This window comes from Vibrio sp. Vb1554, from assembly GCF_033344235.1.
Window position 1 is genome coordinate 1 of the sequence record NZ_JAWPOJ010000017.1, and the last position, 18,028, is coordinate 18,028.

Here is an 18,028-nt window from a genome sequence, read left to right on the forward strand (position 1 = left end):
TCGTTTCCGCTCGACTTGCATGTGTTAGGCCTGCCGCCAGCGTTCAATCTGAGCCATGATCAAACTCTTCAATTTAAAGTTTTTGATTCCCTAAATAAATAGGGAGAGGCTCAATGAATACTGACTTCAAAACTACTGATGTAATTTTAAAGCTATTATCGTTCCAACAGAACGATAATGAATTGACTGTGCCAAGTCCGAAGACTTGATTGGTCACTTCGTTTCATTGAAACCTAATTTGAAACCGCTCTTTATTAAGAGAAATTTCTAATTGGATTATCATCAACGAGTGCCCACACAGATTGATAGGTCTATATTGTTAAAGAGCTTGCTTCGTAAGCTTTGCTATCGAAGCGGAGGCGTATTCTAAGGAATTAATTCTTAGTGTCAAACACTTTTTTAAATTAATTTTTAGAAGCTTTTTCTTTCGCCTTCTTGCCAACCGCTTTTGCGTTTCCGCTTTGCCCAGACAACGGAGGCGCATTATAGGGAGATGATTTTTCTTAGCAACCCCTTTTCAGAAAAAAATTCAAAAAAAAGCGTCGAATGATTAAATCTCACTCAAACGCTTATTTTTAGCACTCAGTTGTTAACTTCAAGTAGCAAATAGGCAATCAATATGTGTCTATCCAAGACTCTTCAAAGCTGGTGATATCAAGATCCAGTGATTGCGCCGCTTCGATTTGCTCGATAGCCTCCAATTCTTTATTTACACTGCTCATCGTCAGTGTGTTGTTGTCTAACTCAAACACTTGGCGTTGCGTGGTGTAATAGAACTTAAGCGTATTGAGCGCTTTTACATTGTCATTGCTCGCGGCTGCTTTAATGCTTTTTAGTTTACGAAAGATTTTGTTGTGCAGTTGCTTGAGTTTCCAAACGTACAGCACTTCTTCCATGTATGGTCGAGTTTTAATGTGATTCAATAAAGAGAGGGAAGTTGCAACTGCGAGAACGACACCAATCAAATTCCAATGGAAATTGCCCGTTGATTGTTCTGGTACGACTTCAGTGTTGCCAAACAAAACAATCAACAAGGTACTAAAGGCAAGAGAGGAGATGGCGAGCAACGCAACAAAACCGCCAATCACAAGGTTTACTTTCTTTTTATAAATGTCTTTATTTATCTGTTTGATTTCCATATACCGCTCCTAACAGGTTACCTCTATTTTAACCAGCGCACTCCGCACGACAATCGAAGCTTTGTAAGTAAGTTCACATTTGCTATTAAACTCGCATCCCTTCCCTGCTTGGGTATATACTTCCGCGCATTCACTCTTCCTATATAGAGGCTAAATTCATGCGCTCTTTTGTTTTACGAGCTCGCGCGGCGCCAACCACCAGCAAAGCACTGTTAGAAGGTGTTGGTAATGAAGCGCATACAGAGATTCTTGCTCATACCATGATGAACACTATGTTCGTTGCTCAATCACACCGTGAAGATGTGGTTGTTCACTTGGTTTTGGAAAGCACAAAAGACTTCTCACGCACCATTACTATTCGCTCCAACGACATCACCAACATTGGCGGCTTCCATGAGTCAACCTTGATTGCAGCAGTGGCTCGCGCTTTGGATGCTTCGGTTGGTATGGGTAAAGAGCAGCTTCGTGAAGTTGAACCCGGTATTACGGTTCGTACAGTGAGCTTTGAACGCTTGGTGCAAGAACTGGCGGAAGACCACCAACTTTATATGTTGGACAAGAAAGGCGAATTTGTTCGTGACGCAGAAATTGGTGAAAATCCATGTTTCTTACTAACCGATCACATTCCGATGCCGAAGAAGTCGTTCAACAGCTTAAAGCGCCTTGGCACAGAGAAGATCAGCTTAGGTCCTAAGATGCTTTTCGCTTCTCAGTGTGTAGTATTGATCCACAATGAGTTGGACATACGCGAATTCTAGTTATTCGCGCACACGTTGCTAGATAATGAAAGAGGACTCTATTGAGTCCTCTTTTTGTTTCTATAGTAATGCTAAGTTTACTTACCACCAATGCTCAAACGAGCAAAACGAACGTCTGGCGAGAAGAAAGTTCGGCTATCGTTAATTAGCTGAGTATCACCTACAGCCTCAACTTCTTGCAGCATATTGTAGAAGTTACCCGCTACCGTGATCCCACGAACTGGTTGAATGCGCTTACCATCACGGCACAAGAAACCACTCGCGCCAAATGAGAAATCACCACTCACTGCATCCGCACCAGAATGGACACCTTGAAGTTCGACTAACTCTAGGTACTCACCCGCTTTTACTTCTGACGCACTGCTGTTACCCGTCGCAATCACTTTGTGATTCGCTGATACGTCTAGGCTCGATTTTGCACCGCGAGCGGCACTTGCTGTCGAGACTGCGCCCAAGTAACTTGCGGTCTGGCTGTTATGTAGCAAGGTTTTCAACTCACCATTAGCAATCATGACATTATCTTGAGTAGCGAAGCCTTCACTATCAAAACTCGCGATTGCCATACCATTTGGCATGTAAGCCGTATCAGTAAAGGTAATTAAATCACTCGCAACACGTTGACCAAGCTTGTCACCCAGTGGCGTAATGCCTTTCATCGCGCTTACGCCAGAGAAAGCACTGCCGAAAGCACCGAATAAACTTGCTAGCGCATTGATGTGGAAAATAGCAGGGTAGTTACCTGTCGCAACCGGAGCGCCTTCCAGAAGATCACGAGCAAGGTTGTAGCCACCTTCTATACAGTAAGCTGGATTCAACTCATCAAAACGGCGACCAAGTGACATTCTACCCGCCATTGACTGTTTGCCGTCTTTTTCAAACAAGGTATACGCGTAACAAGTGAACGAGCGCTCGAAGTGTTGACACAATGTGCCTTGAGTATTGGCAATGATCAGTTGTGTTTCGCCATCGCTGTAACCATTGTAAGGTGCGCTAGAAGCGTGAGGCAGAGCCACTACGCCTTGCTCAAGTGCGAGAGACAGTTCAATTTTTTCATCAACCGAAGTTGTGTCTTCTTGAGCAATCTCAGCCACGTCAGTCGTGATTTGGCTGTTCACACAACTAATGGTCTGATGTTCATCTTGCTTGGAAAAACGAGCGCTTTGCAGTGCATTAGTCAGCATCAAATCTAAGCTTGGTTGTTCTAACGACTCAGAATAGCTCGTTGCAACACGCGCATCTTTCACAACACGAACACCCAGCACTTGGCTTGAACTTACTTTGTACTCATCCAGCTTTCCTTGGTTCGCTTTCAGAGAAAAGCTGCTGTTGCGGTTTACAATGACGTCCGCTTCTGCACCTTGGCGTTTTGCTTCTGATAGGACGTAATCAACCGCATTGAGAAGTTGTTGTTCTTGGCTCATTAGTTACCGCCTCCTACCAGAATGTTATCGACTTTCAGCGTTGGCTGACCGACTGTTGTTGGTACTGAACCACTTACTGAACCACACATGCCCGGCGCAAGCGCCATGTCTCTGCCGACCATGCTGATTTCTTTCAACACTTTTGGACCCGTGCTGATCAGCGTTGCTGTTTTCAGAGGTTTGGTGATTTTGCCATTTTCAATGAGGTAAGCTTCACGAACAGCAAAGTTAAACTCACCCGTACCCGGTTGAACCGAACCACCACCCATCTTCTTCGCATAGATACCACGCTCGATGCCTGCCAGCATGTCATCAAGTGAATGCTCGCCTTCTTCGATAAAGGTGTTACGCATACGCGAGGTTGGTGCAAACTTGTAGTTTTGACGACGACCAGACCCCGTAGGTTCGTAACCTGTCTTCATGCCACCCATTTTATCGACCATAAAGCTGGTTAGCTTACCGTCTTTGATCAACTGAGTGCGCTGAGTCTTCATACCTTCATCATCAACGTGAATCGAGCCCCATTCGTTGGTCATGGTGCCATCATCGACTGCGTTCACCGCGGTGTGAGCAACCATTTCGCCCATCTTGTCGTGGAATACTGAAGCTTTCTTCGCAACTGAAGTGGTTTCTAGTAAGTGACCACACGCTTCGTGGAAGATTACGCCGCCAAAGCCGTTACCAATTACCACTGGCATTTCACCCGATGGACAAGCATCCGCGCCAAGTTTTACCAACGCTTGTTGCGCGATAGTTTGACCTAGCTCTTTGGCATCAAGCTGTTCACTGAATTCCCAACCAGCAAGAGCGCCAGGACCTTCCATACCAGAAGACTGCTCATTACCTTTTTGAGCGACGGTATTACCAGCAACTCGGATGTAATGACGAGTATCGTCAACGTGTAGACCTTCTGAGTTGAAGATAGACACTTGTTGTTCACGCTGAAGCACGCTGCCAATAAACTGGCTGATATGCTCACTCTCAGCACGTGCGGCTTGGTCAACTTTCAATAGAAACGCGATTTTTGAATCTAGGTTAGCATCCTTACTTAGTGGCATGCGGCAACCATGTTGGATTGGGTAGCGGTTCAAATTCAAAGAACCCGCTGACGCGATTTGCTCACGCTTGTCTTTTGCAGCAAGCAGCGAGGTTACGCGCTTTAGTTCGGCTTCATCTGTGCTGTTGGTGTAACCGTAAAGCACCTTATGACCGAAAAAAAGACGAATACCGATACCAAAATCGATACCCGAGTTAACCTTATCCACTTCACCAGATGCGATCTGGACAGTGTTGGTTTGGTGATGTTCAACGAATAGTTCAGCGAAATCAGCCCCCAAAAAGAGCGCATGATCGATCACTGACTTCGCTGTTACAGAATTAAGCATGAAGTCTCCTTGCTCGATGATCGTCTTAGCCATCCTAATTAACTGTGAAAAAGTTCAACAAAGTTAAATTGGCAATACGTTAAATTTTAACAGTTTTTTAACCTTGTTTTGTGCTAATCCTTGCTTAACGAGACCACGATTATTTATTAAATATTCCAGGTTCTGCTCATTCACCAGAGCGTTGCACTAGTAAATTCCACCCAGCAAACCATTTAGGTGCTTACTTTATCACTCACCTCGCATAATTGAATACTCATTATAATTACGCTCAAAAAACGTATCCCTTCCGCAATGGTCCTGCTATCATCCGAACGAAATAGTCGGGGGGCCACACGACAAGTGTTGGCTGAGATCGAAATTCGAGACCCGTTGAACCTGATTCAGTTAGCACTGACGTAGGGAACTATGCACACTTTGCCTTTCGTCGCCCCTCTTAGGTAAGCGATAGCGATCGAAAAATCGATCTATCTGCAACGGTCAAAGTCAGTTCCTATACGTCTTGTAGTAGGAGCGACCATGACGCAGCAATCACAACCTCATTCACATCACACGCCAGCCTTGCCTACCCCTATCGTATTGACCATCGCGGGCTCAGACAGTGGTGGCGGTGCAGGTATTCAAGCCGACATCAAAGCGATGTCCGCAACCGGCAGTTTTGCTTGCTCGGTAATCACGGCGATTACTTCGCAAAATACCCAAGGCGTTTCTGCGATTTTCCCCATTCCTCTCGACCATGTAGAGAGCCAACTTGATGCAGTATTTACCGACCTCAACATCGTTGCAGTCAAAGTGGGCATGCTGGCAGATTCCAACATCATCAAAGTCGTTGCAGACAAAATTAAGCAATACCAGCCAAAACACCTCGTGATTGACCCTGTAATGGTGGCCACTAGCGGTGATCTATTACTGGAACAGTCGGCAATCAGCACTTTAAAAGAAGAATTGATTCCGCTCGCAGACATCATTACCCCTAACCTACCCGAAGGCGCAGCATTGACGGGTAAGCCAATGCCTCAATCAGAATCTGAAATGAACGATATGATTACCGACCTTCGTGCGCTTGGCGCCAAAGCTATTCTGCTCAAAGGCGGTCACCTTGAAGAAAATGAAAACAGCAACGATCTGCTTATCATGCAAGACAGTGCCGAGTTAATCAGCGCTAAACGCTTTCCAACCAAAAACACTCATGGCACAGGCTGCACGCTGTCTTCTGCTATCGCGTCTTATCTTGGCCAAGGCAACAACCTACACAAAGCGGTGCACCTGGGTAAGCAGTACATCAGCCAAGCTATCGCACACGCTGATGAATTGGATGTAGGTAAAGGCCATGGCCCTGTGAACCACTTTTTTGCGGGTCATACTTATGTTCGCTAACGCGATTGGCATTCAGCTTTCCGATGCTAGTCTGCGATACAAAGATAGCCAAACACCGACTTTAGCAGGAATGAACATGACCATTCCCGTCGGTAAATGGACGGTATTACTCGGACGAAGTGGCTGCGGGAAAACCACAATATTGCGTTACTTAGCTGGCCTGCTGGATGACCAAGTTGACTGGCATGGCGAACTCATCACAACGGATGGCGCTGCACTGCATGACCGTATCGCTTACATGGCTCAGCAGGATTTATTGCTACCGTGGTTGAATGTGTTAGACAACGTCTGCCTCAGTTCTCGATTTTCTCAAGAGCAAGCACCAGAGAAAAATAGACAACGTGCACTGATTTTACTAAGCCAAGTGGGACTCGCCGATTACGCGGATGCTAAGCCAGCTCAGCTCTCTGGCGGCATGAGACAACGTGTTGCCCTTGCTCGCACTCTGATGCAAGACAAGCCTCTAGTTCTGATGGATGAGCCTTTCTCTGCACTGGACGCGGTTACTCGTCATAAGTTGCAAACCTTGTCTGCCGAATTGCTGAAAGATAAGACGGTTGTTCTGATTACCCACGACCCACAAGAAGCGGTGCGATTAGCTCACCAACTCTATGTGTTGCAAGGCACACCTGCGCAAGCTCAGCACTTGGTCGTTCCAGACTCCAAGCCGCCCCGAGTTCTCGATGGAGAGTGCGCCGCGCTTCAACAAGCGATTTTGGATCAATTGGAGAAAGACTATGAGTGATATGACTCAGTACAACTCCGTTTCGGCACGTATTAGTAAAAAAGAACGCGTGACCCATCCGGCTCTGCGCTTAGTTATCAGCACAGCGGTGATCTTGGGATTGTGGCAGTTGGTCGTGGTGATATTCGACATGCCAAGCTTCATCTTACCTTCACCAATTGAAGTGCTGGATAGATTGGTCACTCGTTACGATGTCCTGCTCAAACATACTTGGGTTACCGCGCAAGAGATCTTATTTGGCTTGGCGCTTGGATTATCGATGGGTTTGCTGTTCGCATTGCAAATGCTGATGTTCGAGCCGCTGAAGCGTTGGTTATTGCCTATTCTGATTGCTAGCCAAGCGATCCCTGTGTTCGCCATCGCGCCAGTGCTCATGCTTTGGCTGGGTTACGGCATTGCATCAAAAGTAGTCATGGCGGCGATCATCATCTTTTTCCCCGTCACGACATGTTGCTATGACGGCTTGCGCAATACGCCAACAGGTTACCTCGACCTTGCCAAGACCATGGGCGCGTTTAAATGGCAGCTACTTCGTCATATTCAATTGCCAGCCGCACTACCAACTTTAGCCTCAGGTATTCGTGTTGCCGTCGTTATTGCGCCAATTGGAGCAGTGGTCGGTGAGTGGGTAGGTTCAAGCGAAGGCTTGGGTTATCTGATGCTCCAAGCCAACGCTCGCATGATCATTGACGAGATGTTTGCGGCGCTGTTTATCCTCGCCGTACTGTCTATCTCACTCTACTTCATCACCGATAAGTTATTGAAAAAAGCCATCCCTTGGGAAAGCAAATAATTACAGAAAATAACCAAAGAAAATTGGGAAAGCAAATAATTACAGAAAATAACCAAAGAAAATTGGGAAAGAAAAGGAAGAACCCCGTGAATAAAAACAAACTTATGAGCGCTGCTGCTCTACTCGCTTCAGTGGTATCAACCAACGTTCTTGCCGCTGAAAAAGAGATGACACTGATGTTGGATTGGTTCGTCAATCCAAACCATGGTCCTATCGTGATTGCCAAAGAGCGTGGTTACTTCAAAGAGCAAGGTTTGAAGGTCAACATTCAGGAGCCGGCAGATCCAAGCACGCCACCTAAGTTGGTCGCGGCGGGTAAAGTCGACATGGCGATTTCTTACCAACCAAGCCTAACCATCGATGTCGCGGCTGGTTTGCCACTAATCCGCTCTGCGACTTTGATTGCTACGCCACTCAACACGTTGATGGTGTTGGACAACGGTAAGAATGAAAACCTTGGCGACTTAAAAGGCAAGAAGATCGGTATTGCGATCGCAGGCAACGAAGAAGCGACAATCGGCACCATGCTAGCGCAAGAAAACGTGAAGTTTTCTGACGTACAAATCATCAACGTAGGTTGGGCGCTGTCTTCGTCTCTTGCGTCTGGCAAGGTGGATGCGATTTGGGGCGGTCTACGTAACTTCGAAACCAACCAACTGGCACTAGAAGGTTATAAAGCTAAGGCCTTCTTCCCTGAAGAACACGGCGTGCCAGCGTATGACGAGTTAGTCTTCGTAGCCAATGCAAAAAACTACGACAAAGAAGCCATCAAGGCATTCAACAAAGCACTAGAGCAAGCGACCACTTACATCGTTAACCATCCAAAAGAGTCGTGGAAAGAGTTCGTGGCTTATTCACCAGACACGCTCAACAACGAGCTTAACCAACGCGCTTGGAACGACACGCTAACTCGTTTCGCTCTTCGTCCATCCGCAGTAGATCTGAAACGCTACGATGATTATGCGCAGTTCATGTATTCACAAAACATCATCGAAACACTGCCAAAAGCGAAAGATTACGTACCGAGCTTTGACTAATTCTACTGACCTTAGGATCTAAGCCTAGGGTCTTTTGATAACGAGATACTCATAATGAAATACCAAGATTTGATCGACGCTTGCCGCCAAGATTGGCAAGAATACACTGAGCATGCTTTCGTGCAGCAATTGGCGCAAGGCACTCTGGCTCAGCCTTGTTTTCTGCATTACCTAAAGCAGGATTTTCTTTTCCTAAAGCAGTACGCACGAGCTTACGCATTAGCGATCTACAAAGCACGTACTTTGGATGACATGCGCCGTGCCCTACCAAGCGTACACGCATTGCTCGATTCTGAAATCGCCCACCACGTGACTTACTGTGAGCAATGGGGACTGACAGAATCCGACTTAGAAAACGAGCCAGAAGATTTCGGCACTGTGGCTTACACCCGTTACGTATTAGATGCTGGCATGACGGGCGATCTTGTTGATCTATACGCGGCACTAGCGCCATGCTCCATCGGTTATGCCGTAATCGGTAAGGTGCTGATTGAAGATGAAAAGACCGTAATCGAAGGCAACCCATATGCAAGTTGGATCAACCTCTACGGTGGTGAGGAATTCCAATCTGGTGTCGCAAAAGGGGCAGAACACTTTAATCAGTTGCTAGCAGAAATTGATATCAACAGCCAGCGCGGTCAAAACCTGATTCAGGTATTCAAAACCGCAACGCGTATGGAAGTAGCATTCTGGCAACAAGGTCTGAACGCTCAGCAAGATTAATCGGAGAGTCTCATGTTAATTGAACAAATCACCCAAGCATTAACCGCAGTACGCCAGCAAAAGCCGTTAGTCGTCAACATCACTAACTACGTGGTGATGAATAACACAGCAAACGCACTATTAGCGATCGGCGCTTCTCCAATCATGGCGCACTCCAAACAAGAGATGGCAGAGATGATGTCGTTCGCTGGCGCACTGGTTATCAACATCGGTACCCTAGACAGCGTTTGGACACCGCGCATGAGCTATGCCGTAGAGCAAGCCAATGCCAACGGTAAAATCGTTGTACTCGACCCTGTCGGTTGCGGAGCAAGCTCACTACGTACCGAGACATCACGTGAGATCGCACGCCTTGCCGACAAGTTGATCATTCGTGGTAACGCCTCAGAAATCATCGGTCTCGCTGGCGAACAAGCACAAAGCAAAGGCGTCGATGCGTTAGACAGCAGCGACGCAGCACTTGGCGCAGCGAACTTCTTAGTTTCAGAGTATGGTGCAAGTGTGGTGATTTCTGGCGAGACTGATTACATCATCACGAAAGAGCAAACTGTGCAGCTAAACAACGGTCACGAGATGATGCCATACGTAACCGGAATGGGCTGCACACTAACGGCACTGACGGGTGCTTTCGCTGCTGTTGGTGATCACTCCGGACTTGCTGCCGCGGCGGTACTGGGCGTTGTGGGTGAAATTGCGGCTGAGCAAGCGCGAGGGCCAGGTAGCTTGCAAATGCATCTTTTGGATGATCTTTACCAACTGGATGAAGAAACACTGGCAACACGCCTTAAATTACAAGTGAGATAAATCTCTTCTCAATGCTTTAAACGCCTCTCACTCCAACGAAAGTGGGAGGCGAAAGGAAACACAATGAACACCTATCGTTTGTATTTGGTCACCGACGACCAACAAGATTTATCCACTCTCAAACACGTTGTAAGAAAGGCGGTAGAAGGTGGGGTCACCATGGTACAAGTCCGCGAAAAACACGGCGATGTGCGTGCGTTTATCGAACGTGCTCAAGCCGTGAAAGACATCCTTAAAGATACCAATGTGCCTTTGATCATCAATGACCGCGTTGATGTTGCACTGGCAGTTGATGCCGATGGGGTTCACCTCGGGCAATCAGACATGCCCGCAACTATCGCTCGTGAGTTGATTGGACCAAACAAAATCCTCGGCTTATCCATCGAAAATGAAGAGCAGCTTGCAGAAGCGGACTCTCTTCCGATTGATTACATCGGCTTGAGCGCAATCTTCGCGACGCCGACCAAAACCAACACCAAGAAGTTCTGGGGTATTGATGGCTTGAAGATGGCGTTAGAGACGACTTCACTGCCGATTGTTGCCATTGGCGGCATTAACGAAAGTAACATTCCGCAACTCAGCGCCACTGGTGTTCATGGCTTAGCTTTGGTTTCAGCGATTTGCCACGCAGAAGATCCAAAAGCCGCATCAGAATATTTATTAGGGTTGATGAGCTAACCTTGCTCACGCCTGAACAAAGCGCTTATGGATGAGCGCGTTTGCCTTTCAGTACTTTCAACAACCTCTCCTTTCACAACGAAGAGCTGCAATGTCACTTTCACGCTCGAATTGACAGAGCGTTGATAAGTTTTTCACGCCAGATAACGTAAGATAAGCCCCTTATTTTCACGTGGTTGAATAACCCTCAATAAAAACAAAACGCTCTCAATGAAAACCAAAAAATATGGATTGATGATGCTCGCCTTGTTTGTTCTTGGCATCATCCCAATGTCGCTGTTTGGCTCTTATCACAATCTCACTTCACAGGTGCCGGAAAGTCTGGGTATTACTTTTACTTTGCTCACAGATTCTGCTGGTAGCAAAGGCTTTTTAATTACGTTAACACTGCTACTGCTTTCTTTATTTCGCTTTAAACCAAGTCGCATTGAGTGGATACAAAAACTCTCAATGTTAGGGTTGTTACTGGTGATTGGTTTTGCCAGCAAAACGGGGCTAAAACTGATGACAGAAAGCCCGCGTCCCTACACGGAATTGCTCGCAGCAGAACAATTGATTGAGCACCCAGACGCGTTTTATCAGTTGGATACAAAGCAGCAAGCCAACGTAATTAACCAGATTTCTGAACACGTCAGTGATTGGCGAACGCGCCATTGGCAAGGCGAGAAAGACTATTCTTTCCCATCCGGCCATACGATTTTCGTTTCGATTTGTTTGGCTTTCTTTGGCGGGTTGTTCTTACAGAACAAGTGCTATATCTCTGCACTGTCATTATGGATGTGGGGAATGAGCGTCGCATATAGCCGCTTATGGCTGGGGATGCATCGCCCTGAAGATTTAATAGGCTCAGTCTTGTTTGTCGCGATTGTATTTACTTTACTCCCGACATTTCAAATTAAGAAACAGATGCCATTTGTTTCTCTCGCTTCGCGCTAATGTGAACGATTACTAGATAAAAAAGAAGCCAGCGATTCGCTGGCTTCTTGCTTTAAAACGCTACTTTTTTCTAACCATTTCTTGGTGGTTCAAACGCTGTTAGTTCTAATTCTGGGCCAGTGTATTTTTCAATACGAACCAGCGCCGAGTTCGCCGCACAGCCGTTTGCAAGTCGAGAGGTCGGAATATCCAACGTTAACACGTTACAACCGCCGTTCTTACAAATGCCGGTTTTCGGATCCAGATCCGGCCAGCCGCCTTCATGAATACACACTGAACCTTGCTTGATTCGGTCAGTCACTTCTGCACCTACCAATACTTGGCCACGGTTGTTAAACGCACGAACTAAATCGCCCGTTTTAATACCACGCGCTTTCGCATCTTCAGGGTGAATCCAAATAGGTTCACGGTTTGCAATTGCGTACTCTTCGCGAATCTTCGCGTAGTTAAACTGGCTGTGTAGACGATGCGCTGCGTGCGCGGTCATTAGCTGCAACTCGCCGTCTTTTGCATTGCCAGTGTACTCGGTTGGTGCCATCCACGTTGGGTGTGGAGGACAGTCTTCCAACTGATAACCTTCAATGGTTTTCGAGAAGATTTCGATCTTACCACTTGGTGTACCGAGTGGATTCATGATCGGGTCTTCACGGAAATCTGCGTAACGAACAAACTGTGCGTTCTTCTCGTTCCACTTCATCTCGATCAGTTGGTTATCTTCCCAGAACTTGCTGAAGTTCGGCATTGCTACGCGAGAGCCACGGCCACCTTGTTGCGCCGCCTTGTAGAAGCCGTACAGCCATTCCATTTCGGTTTTACCTTCAGTGTATACGTCACGGCCACCCGGAGCTAGCATCTCTGCCATGTCCGCGAATACATCGAAGTCATTACGCGCTTCACCTTGCGGCTCAACCACTTGCTTCATTGGCACCAAGTGTTGGTTACTGTAGTCACCCGTCATCGTTAAGTCGTTACGCTCGAACGATGTGGTGATTGGCAGAACAATGTCCGCGTGCTTCGCAGCCGCCGTCCAGTAAGGCTCTGAAATCACGATCAGTTCAGGCTTTTGCCATGCTTTAATCAAGCGGTTGGTATCTTGGTGGTGAGTAAAGTTCGCACCACCGGCCCACCAAATCATCTTGATGTCCGGGAACGTCAGTTCATGACCGTTATGATGGTAGGATTGACCTGGGTTTTCCAACGCCTCGACAATACGCGCTACAGGGAAGCTTTGCACCGCGCCAGACACCGCCCAGTCGTTCCCCGCAGAAGAGCCGCCACCCAGCGATGCCGAAATCGCAGGAAGTACGCCAGCATCACGAGCAGGGTTACCACCGTTTGAGTAGTGGTAAGAGAAACCAAAACCACCGCCCGGTAAACCGATTTGACCCAACATCGTTGCCAGTGTAACCAGCATCCAGTGACGCTGCTCACCGTATTGTTGGCGCTGCATGCCCCAACCCGCCATCAGCATGGTGCGGTTTTTACTGAAGATGTCAGCCAGTAGCTCAAGTTGCTTCGCAGGTACGCCACAGATTTGTGATGCCCATTCTGCTGATTTTTCTACGCCGTCTTCTTCGCCCATCAGGTACGCTTCAAACTTGTCGTAACCTGCGGTGTATTTATCGAGGAAGGCTTTATCGTGCTTACCTTGTTTCACTAAGGTGTGTGCGATGCCCATCATCATTGCCACGTCGGTCATTGGGTGAGGAGCAATCCACTCCGCATTCTCACCAAAGAACTCGATGGTTTCAGAACGAATAGGGTCAATCGCAATGACCGTCTTGCCTGATTTTTTCAATTGATGGAAGAACTCAAGACCAGCACAGTCTGTTGAGCTCCACGCGATTTTTAGAGTGTTGATCGGGTTTAAGCCCCAAAGCACAACCACATCGCTGTGCACTAATACCACTGGGTACGTAGTTTGTTGCTCGTACACTTCGATAGAGCCCACAACGTGCGGCATGATGACCTGCGCAGCACCCGTTGAGTAGTCACCCAAGTGGCCTGAATAGCCGCCCGCCATGCTCATGTAACGTTGCAGCAAGGTTTGTGCTTTGTGCAGCACGCCACTTGAACGCCAGCCGTAAGAGCCTGCAAACACAGAAGCCGGGCCGTATTCTTTGCGAATTCGCATGTGCTGTTCGTGGATCAGCTTGTAAGCCTCATCCCAAGACACACGCACAAACTCATCACTACCGCGCACACCTTCTGGCGACGATGGGTTTGCCAAGTAGCCTTTACGTACCATTGGGTACTTCACACGCGCCTTGGTATGCACTTGGTCAGGCCCAGTAGTTTGTAGACTATTTGGTACAGTTTGTGGAAGAGCATTAGTAGTCGAAACCAACTTACCATCTTTCACTTCACATAACATTGGGCCCATGCGGCCCGCTGTCAAAATGCCCTTGCCACGCTGGTTTGAAGACGCAACAGACATAGGTGCAAATGAAGTGAATGCCATTGCACCAGCCGCCATACCAGTGCCTTTTAGAAATCCGCGACGGGTCATATTAGTCATAATCTTATCCTTCTATTTATCGTTAGTGACCAACCACATCTTTCGCGTGGTGCTGGAAGAACTTGGTTAGAATTTCTAGGTTCTCGGCTGAAATATCAGTTCGATCACCCATACTTTTCGCTACCGGTCCCCATGCATTCACTGTGAAGTGATTTGAAGGAATTTTCGCGTGACAAGTTGCACAGTAAACGTTGTCCAACTCTTCTGCGTATGACCATACTGGTTCAAGCGTGTCAACAACTGGAGAATCAATAGCGCCAGTTAGAGAAACCGCGCGCCATTCGTTGCCGTAAACATCTGCCTCAAATTCACCAGTTTCAAGCGCTTGTTGGCCTTGCTCTGTTAGCGTTGCTACGATGGCACGTTGACCTTCTCCCATGTAAAGCACTTGCTCTGCGCCTTTCATTTGGAATGCGTTCAACTTAACAGTGCGGTTGTCGCCTTCAGAGCTGATTACTTCCAACTTCGTCGTTGGGTTAATTTTACCCATCTCACCCATTGCGATTTCAGTCACAGGGTAAACAACCTTGGCATTAGGTGATGTTTTTGTGGTGAAGCTCATCAACGTTTCAAATGCCTTGCTGTCTAGCTCTGCTTCTGGTGCAAAGTGCGCCACACCTTTATGACAATCGATACACGTTTGATCGTTTGCTTTCGCGTAAGCGTGCATCTTCGCCGCATCACGTGATTGCTCAAACTCTTCCATTGCATCGAAATCATGACACGAACGACACGTCGCTGAATCATTTTCACGGAACTGAGCCCATACCGTTTCAGCCATATCTTTACGATGTGCTTCATATTTCTCTGGCGTGTCGATCTTACCTGTCACAAATTCATGGTAGATGTCTTTCGACGCGCGAATTTTGGTGATCAGGTAATCCATTGGTTCTTGAGGAATATGACAGTCAGAACATTCCGCGCGAATGCCTTTCGCATTACTGAAGTGCACTGAGCCTTGGTACTCTTTGTAAGGGGTTTCCATAGAGTGGCACGAGAGACAAAATTCAGTATCTGAGGTGTAATGCATTACTGCCGCACTCCCCCCCAAAGTTAACCAGCCCACACCAATGCCGGCAGCAACCAGCAGTGCAACATATCGTTTTTTTATTGACATAATTAGCAACACTTCCAAATAAAATGTAATTATAGGTCGCAAATTACTACTTTATGGGTAGTCCTCTCTTGATCCACATCATTTCCGTGTTGCTCTGTATGCCTCAAGTATGAAATTTTGTTATTTACATCTCAAAGATGAATATATGGCAATAATCCATTACCCAACCAACTATTCACCACATAAATCACTTTTATGAATGCAACTATTTGATTAAACAGATAAAAGGATGAGAGACTGAATCTCCACATTGATGCAGTAAGGACACGCATGTCAGTTTACATCGAGACGCACAGAAGCCAATTAAGACCCATCAAAGCCAGTGACTGGGAACTCTTTCAACGATTACTCTCCGAACAAGAGGTTATTGCGCTCTGTTTCGATCGTCCCAGCGAAACAGAAATAAGAGAAAAATTTGCTTCGCGATTATTACCATGGACCCCAAATAGCCAGCATTGGCTTTGCCTTGTAATACTCGATAAGCAATCTGAACAACCCATCGGCATCACTGGCTTTGCTATTGAAAACGGTAAGGCAGAGGTAGGTTACTTACTTTTGCCGGAATTTCATGGCCAACAGTTTGGAACAGAAACTCTTCAAGCGCTTCTATATTGGGCAACCTCGACACATAACATCAACCACTTTTCCGCGACGGTCACTGAAGGCAATATTGCGTCAGAACGTGTCCTGATAAAATGTGGTTTCGAACTCATTGAGGTCATTCCAGACGCATACCAAATTGGTGGCAAACCCTACGCCGATAAAATCTACTCACTACAAAAATAAGGACGTATTTTGAATAAAGTAGTCATCATTACCGGCGCAAGCCGAGGCATTGGAGCCGCAGCGGCGAAAAAGCTGGCCGGGCAAGGCTATCGCGTTTGCGTTAATTACCGCACTCAGCAAGAGGCCGCCGACCAAGTTGTGGCAGAAATACAAGCAAACGGTGGCAAAGCGATTGCCATCGCCGCAGACGTAGCCGATGAGAAGCAAGTGCTCTCCTTGTTTGATGAAACAGAACGTGAATTTGGTGCAGTGACGCACTTGGTCAACAACGTTGGCATCCTATTTACTCAATCGCCTTTGTCAGAAATCAGCTTGGAACGCTTTCAGAAAGTAATGAACACCAATGTGAATAGCTGTTTTCTCTGCTGTCGAGAAGCGGCGAAGCGATTCAGTGCAGGCGGTGCAATTGTGAATGTCTCCTCTGGAGCGTCGCGCTCAGGCGCGCCATTTGAGTATGTCGATTACGCCACATCAAAAGGCGCGATGGATACCTTAACTAAAGGGCTCTCGCTAGAGTTGGCAGAGCGCAATATTCGCGTCAATGGCGTTCGACCTGGTTTCATTTACACTGATATGCATGCCGACGGCGGAGAACCAAACCGAGTAGATAGACTCAGCCCTCAAATTCCTCTTAAACGCGGTGGCACGGTAGAAGAAGTGGCAAATGCGATCGCTTGGCTATTAAGTGACGAAGCCTCTTATGTCACAGGATCATTTATCGATATTGCAGGGGGCAGATAGAATGCAAGTCCATATCCGACAAGCGATTCCCGATGATTTAGACGGAATTTTTCAGCTTAATTTTCAAATTAATTCACTGCATTTTGCGAATGCGCCAGAAGCCTTTGTTGCGCCTTCAGAAGCTGACCGTGAATTTCTTGCACAAGCACTAGAGAACAAAGAGCGACTCTTTTTGATTGCCGAACGCGAACAGCAAATTCTCGGCTTCTTAACCGCGATGATCACCCAAAACGACACCATCAGTTTTCTGATCAAAGACCCAATTTGTCGCGTGGGAACAATTGTTGTCGATGAAGCGCAAAAGCAGCAAGGAATCGGCCGCCAACTGCTCCAAGCCTGTGAGCAATGGGCGCGCGATGCCAATGCCACACAAGTTCGATTGGAAGTGATGGAATTCAATCAGCCAGCACAGCGCTTTTACGATAATCAAGGTTTTAAAACTAACTCACGCATTATGCTGAAACATTTGTAACGATAACGACAATTAAGCGCTTTTCACGACTAAACCCACCTAAATCGCATTTATCGATGCAATTTACCCCCTGATTTTAGAAAAAGACGATATGATGTGCGGATAAGGAGATTCGAACATGATTTATCTTTTCGATTGGGGGAACACCTTGATGGTAGATTTCCCTCACGCACAAGGAAAAATGTGCGATTGGGAACACGTAGAAGCAGTTCCTCAAGCCAGAGAAACACTGGCAATACTTTCCCAAAATCATCCCATCTACATTGCGACCAGTGCATCTGATTCCAACATGGAAGAGATTCAGCGTGCATTTGTTCGCGTCGACTTAGACCAATACTTAAATGGCTATTTTTGTTTTGCCAACCTCGGTATCGCTAAAAACCAGCCTGAGTTTTATCTCGCCATCGCAAAACAGTTAGGGGTTAACGTAAGTGGAATAACCATGGTTGGCGATTTACCTCACAAAGATATTTACCCTGCGATGAAAGCGGGCGTAAACACAATTTGGTTTAACCCAACGGGCGCTGATGCACCAGCCGAAGCCATTCCTAACCAAATTCGTTGTTTATCTGAGCTTATCCCCTAACCGTTACTAACCTGC

The 18,028-nt window shown here is 46.9% G+C and carries 18 protein-coding genes, 1 rRNA gene and 1 riboswitch; of the genes, 13 read left to right on the forward strand and 6 right to left on the reverse strand.

From position 1 onward, the window contains the following. Both R8N28_RS14700 and R8N28_RS14705 read right to left on the reverse strand, forming a co-directional pair. Nucleotides 1-75 (reverse strand): 16S ribosomal RNA (locus tag R8N28_RS14700); the annotation flags it as partial. Between the two features lie 539 nt (nucleotides 76-614). Then, nucleotides 615-1,139, reverse strand: a complete 525-nt coding sequence (locus R8N28_RS14705; RefSeq protein ID WP_065275603.1) for a DUF3087 domain-containing protein — start codon at nucleotides 1,137-1,139, stop codon at nucleotides 615-617. 158 nt (nucleotides 1,140-1,297) lie between these two features. Here R8N28_RS14705 and trmY point away from each other — a divergent pair, with 158 nt between their 5' ends. Next, the gene (trmY, locus tag R8N28_RS14710) at nucleotides 1,298-1,897 is read left to right on the forward strand and encodes a tRNA (pseudouridine(54)-N(1))-methyltransferase TrmY (protein ID WP_017634347.1); all 600 of its coding nucleotides are present in this window, start codon (nucleotides 1,298-1,300) and stop codon (nucleotides 1,895-1,897) included. 77 nt (nucleotides 1,898-1,974) lie between these two features. On the opposite strand, the gene R8N28_RS14715 is transcribed toward trmY, so the two are convergent. Continuing rightward, on the reverse strand, nucleotides 1,975-3,318 hold the full coding sequence (locus R8N28_RS14715) for a TldD/PmbA family protein (protein WP_065275602.1): 1,344 nt from the start codon (nucleotides 3,316-3,318) through the stop codon (nucleotides 1,975-1,977). After that, nucleotides 3,318-4,703 (reverse strand): TldD/PmbA family protein, encoded by a 1,386-nt coding sequence (locus R8N28_RS14720; RefSeq protein ID WP_025768780.1) that lies wholly within the window; start codon nucleotides 4,701-4,703, stop codon nucleotides 3,318-3,320. The genes R8N28_RS14715 and R8N28_RS14720 overlap by 1 nt, the downstream gene beginning before the upstream one ends. A gap of 311 nt (nucleotides 4,704-5,014) precedes the next feature. Further along, a riboswitch (TPP riboswitch) is annotated at nucleotides 5,015-5,122 on the forward strand. A gap of 97 nt (nucleotides 5,123-5,219) precedes the next feature. Between R8N28_RS14720 and thiD the strand changes: the two genes are divergently transcribed. The 8 genes from thiD to R8N28_RS14760 all read left to right on the forward strand — a co-directional run bounded on the left by thiD (nucleotide 5,220) and on the right by R8N28_RS14760 (nucleotide 11,793). Next, nucleotides 5,220-6,077, forward strand: coding sequence for a bifunctional hydroxymethylpyrimidine kinase/phosphomethylpyrimidine kinase (gene thiD / locus R8N28_RS14725; RefSeq protein WP_005383329.1), 858 nt, complete (start codon nucleotides 5,220-5,222; stop codon nucleotides 6,075-6,077). After that, complete coding sequence (locus tag R8N28_RS14730; protein WP_064354467.1) at nucleotides 6,067-6,822, forward strand: ABC transporter ATP-binding protein; 756 nt, start codon at nucleotides 6,067-6,069, stop codon at nucleotides 6,820-6,822. The genes thiD and R8N28_RS14730 overlap by 11 nt, the downstream gene beginning before the upstream one ends. Continuing rightward, nucleotides 6,815-7,615 carry an ABC transporter permease gene (locus R8N28_RS14735; protein WP_064354466.1) on the forward strand — a complete coding sequence of 267 codons (801 nt, stop codon included), beginning with the start codon at nucleotides 6,815-6,817 and terminating at the stop codon, nucleotides 7,613-7,615. Before R8N28_RS14730 ends, R8N28_RS14735 begins: the two co-directional genes overlap by 8 nt. An 86-nt stretch (nucleotides 7,616-7,701) precedes the next feature. Then, nucleotides 7,702-8,652: an ABC transporter substrate-binding protein gene (locus tag R8N28_RS14740; protein WP_005374293.1), complete on the forward strand. Its 951-nt coding sequence runs from the start codon at nucleotides 7,702-7,704 to the stop codon at nucleotides 8,650-8,652. 54 nt (nucleotides 8,653-8,706) lie between these two features. Further along, on the forward strand, nucleotides 8,707-9,375 hold the full coding sequence (tenA, locus tag R8N28_RS14745) for a thiaminase II (protein ID WP_005374294.1): 669 nt from the start codon (nucleotides 8,707-8,709) through the stop codon (nucleotides 9,373-9,375). Nucleotides 9,376-9,387: 12 nt separating this feature from the next. Next, complete coding sequence (gene thiM, locus R8N28_RS14750; protein WP_065275601.1) at nucleotides 9,388-10,179, forward strand: hydroxyethylthiazole kinase; 792 nt, start codon at nucleotides 9,388-9,390, stop codon at nucleotides 10,177-10,179. A 63-nt stretch (nucleotides 10,180-10,242) separates the two neighbouring features. Continuing rightward, complete coding sequence (thiE, locus tag R8N28_RS14755) at nucleotides 10,243-10,857, forward strand: thiamine phosphate synthase (RefSeq protein ID WP_065275600.1); 615 nt, start codon at nucleotides 10,243-10,245, stop codon at nucleotides 10,855-10,857. Nucleotides 10,858-11,067: 210 nt separating this feature from the next. Continuing rightward, nucleotides 11,068-11,793 carry a phosphatase PAP2 family protein gene (locus R8N28_RS14760; RefSeq protein WP_005374297.1) on the forward strand — a complete coding sequence of 242 codons (726 nt, stop codon included), beginning with the start codon at nucleotides 11,068-11,070 and terminating at the stop codon, nucleotides 11,791-11,793. A 70-nt stretch (nucleotides 11,794-11,863) separates the two neighbouring features. On the opposite strand, the gene R8N28_RS14765 is transcribed toward R8N28_RS14760, so the two are convergent. Further along, nucleotides 11,864-14,311, reverse strand: a complete 2,448-nt coding sequence (locus tag R8N28_RS14765; RefSeq protein ID WP_065275599.1) for a molybdopterin guanine dinucleotide-containing S/N-oxide reductase — start codon at nucleotides 14,309-14,311, stop codon at nucleotides 11,864-11,866. A 22-nt stretch (nucleotides 14,312-14,333) separates the two neighbouring features. Further along, complete coding sequence (locus R8N28_RS14770) at nucleotides 14,334-15,428, reverse strand: NapC/NirT family cytochrome c (RefSeq protein ID WP_005374302.1); 1,095 nt, start codon at nucleotides 15,426-15,428, stop codon at nucleotides 14,334-14,336. Between the two features lie 270 nt (nucleotides 15,429-15,698). On the opposite strand from R8N28_RS14770, the gene R8N28_RS14775 reads away from it, so the two are divergent. From R8N28_RS14775 to R8N28_RS14790, 4 genes are all read left to right on the forward strand, one after another. Further along, nucleotides 15,699-16,214: a GNAT family N-acetyltransferase gene (locus R8N28_RS14775; protein WP_025768771.1), complete on the forward strand. Its 516-nt coding sequence runs from the start codon at nucleotides 15,699-15,701 to the stop codon at nucleotides 16,212-16,214. Nucleotides 16,215-16,223: 9 nt separating this feature from the next. Next, entirely contained in the window at nucleotides 16,224-16,955 is a 732-nt protein-coding gene (locus R8N28_RS14780; RefSeq protein WP_065275598.1) for a glucose 1-dehydrogenase, read from the forward strand. 1 nt (nucleotide 16,956) lies between these two features. Continuing rightward, nucleotides 16,957-17,427: a GNAT family N-acetyltransferase gene (locus R8N28_RS14785; RefSeq protein ID WP_047102512.1), complete on the forward strand. Its 471-nt coding sequence runs from the start codon at nucleotides 16,957-16,959 to the stop codon at nucleotides 17,425-17,427. 118 nt (nucleotides 17,428-17,545) lie between these two features. Further along, nucleotides 17,546-18,013: an HAD family hydrolase gene (locus tag R8N28_RS14790; RefSeq protein ID WP_047102511.1), complete on the forward strand. Its 468-nt coding sequence runs from the start codon at nucleotides 17,546-17,548 to the stop codon at nucleotides 18,011-18,013. The last annotated feature ends 15 nt before the right edge of the window (nucleotides 18,014-18,028 follow it).

Coding starts and splice junctions, on each gene's coding strand:
- R8N28_RS14705 (WP_065275603.1), bottom strand. CDS start 1,139: ATGGAAATCAAACAGATAAATAAAGACATTTATAAAAAGAAAGTAAAC.
- trmY (WP_017634347.1), top strand. CDS start 1,298: ATGCGCTCTTTTGTTTTACGAGCTCGCGCGGCGCCAACCACCAGCAAA.
- R8N28_RS14715 (WP_065275602.1), bottom strand. CDS start 3,318: ATGAGCCAAGAACAACAACTTCTCAATGCGGTTGATTACGTCCTATCA.
- R8N28_RS14720 (WP_025768780.1), bottom strand. CDS start 4,703: ATGCTTAATTCTGTAACAGCGAAGTCAGTGATCGATCATGCGCTCTTT.
- thiD (WP_005383329.1), top strand. CDS start 5,220: ATGACGCAGCAATCACAACCTCATTCACATCACACGCCAGCCTTGCCT.
- R8N28_RS14730 (WP_064354467.1), top strand. CDS start 6,067: ATGTTCGCTAACGCGATTGGCATTCAGCTTTCCGATGCTAGTCTGCGA.
- R8N28_RS14735 (WP_064354466.1), top strand. CDS start 6,815: ATGAGTGATATGACTCAGTACAACTCCGTTTCGGCACGTATTAGTAAA.
- tenA (WP_005374294.1), top strand. CDS start 8,707: ATGAAATACCAAGATTTGATCGACGCTTGCCGCCAAGATTGGCAAGAA.
- thiM (WP_065275601.1), top strand. CDS start 9,388: ATGTTAATTGAACAAATCACCCAAGCATTAACCGCAGTACGCCAGCAA.
- thiE (WP_065275600.1), top strand. CDS start 10,243: ATGAACACCTATCGTTTGTATTTGGTCACCGACGACCAACAAGATTTA.
- R8N28_RS14760 (WP_005374297.1), top strand. CDS start 11,068: ATGAAAACCAAAAAATATGGATTGATGATGCTCGCCTTGTTTGTTCTT.
- R8N28_RS14765 (WP_065275599.1), bottom strand. CDS start 14,311: ATGACTAATATGACCCGTCGCGGATTTCTAAAAGGCACTGGTATGGCG.
- R8N28_RS14770 (WP_005374302.1), bottom strand. CDS start 15,428: ATGTCAATAAAAAAACGATATGTTGCACTGCTGGTTGCTGCCGGCATT.
- R8N28_RS14775 (WP_025768771.1), top strand. CDS start 15,699: ATGTCAGTTTACATCGAGACGCACAGAAGCCAATTAAGACCCATCAAA.
- R8N28_RS14785 (WP_047102512.1), top strand. CDS start 16,957: ATGCAAGTCCATATCCGACAAGCGATTCCCGATGATTTAGACGGAATT.
- R8N28_RS14790 (WP_047102511.1), top strand. CDS start 17,546: ATGATTTATCTTTTCGATTGGGGGAACACCTTGATGGTAGATTTCCCT.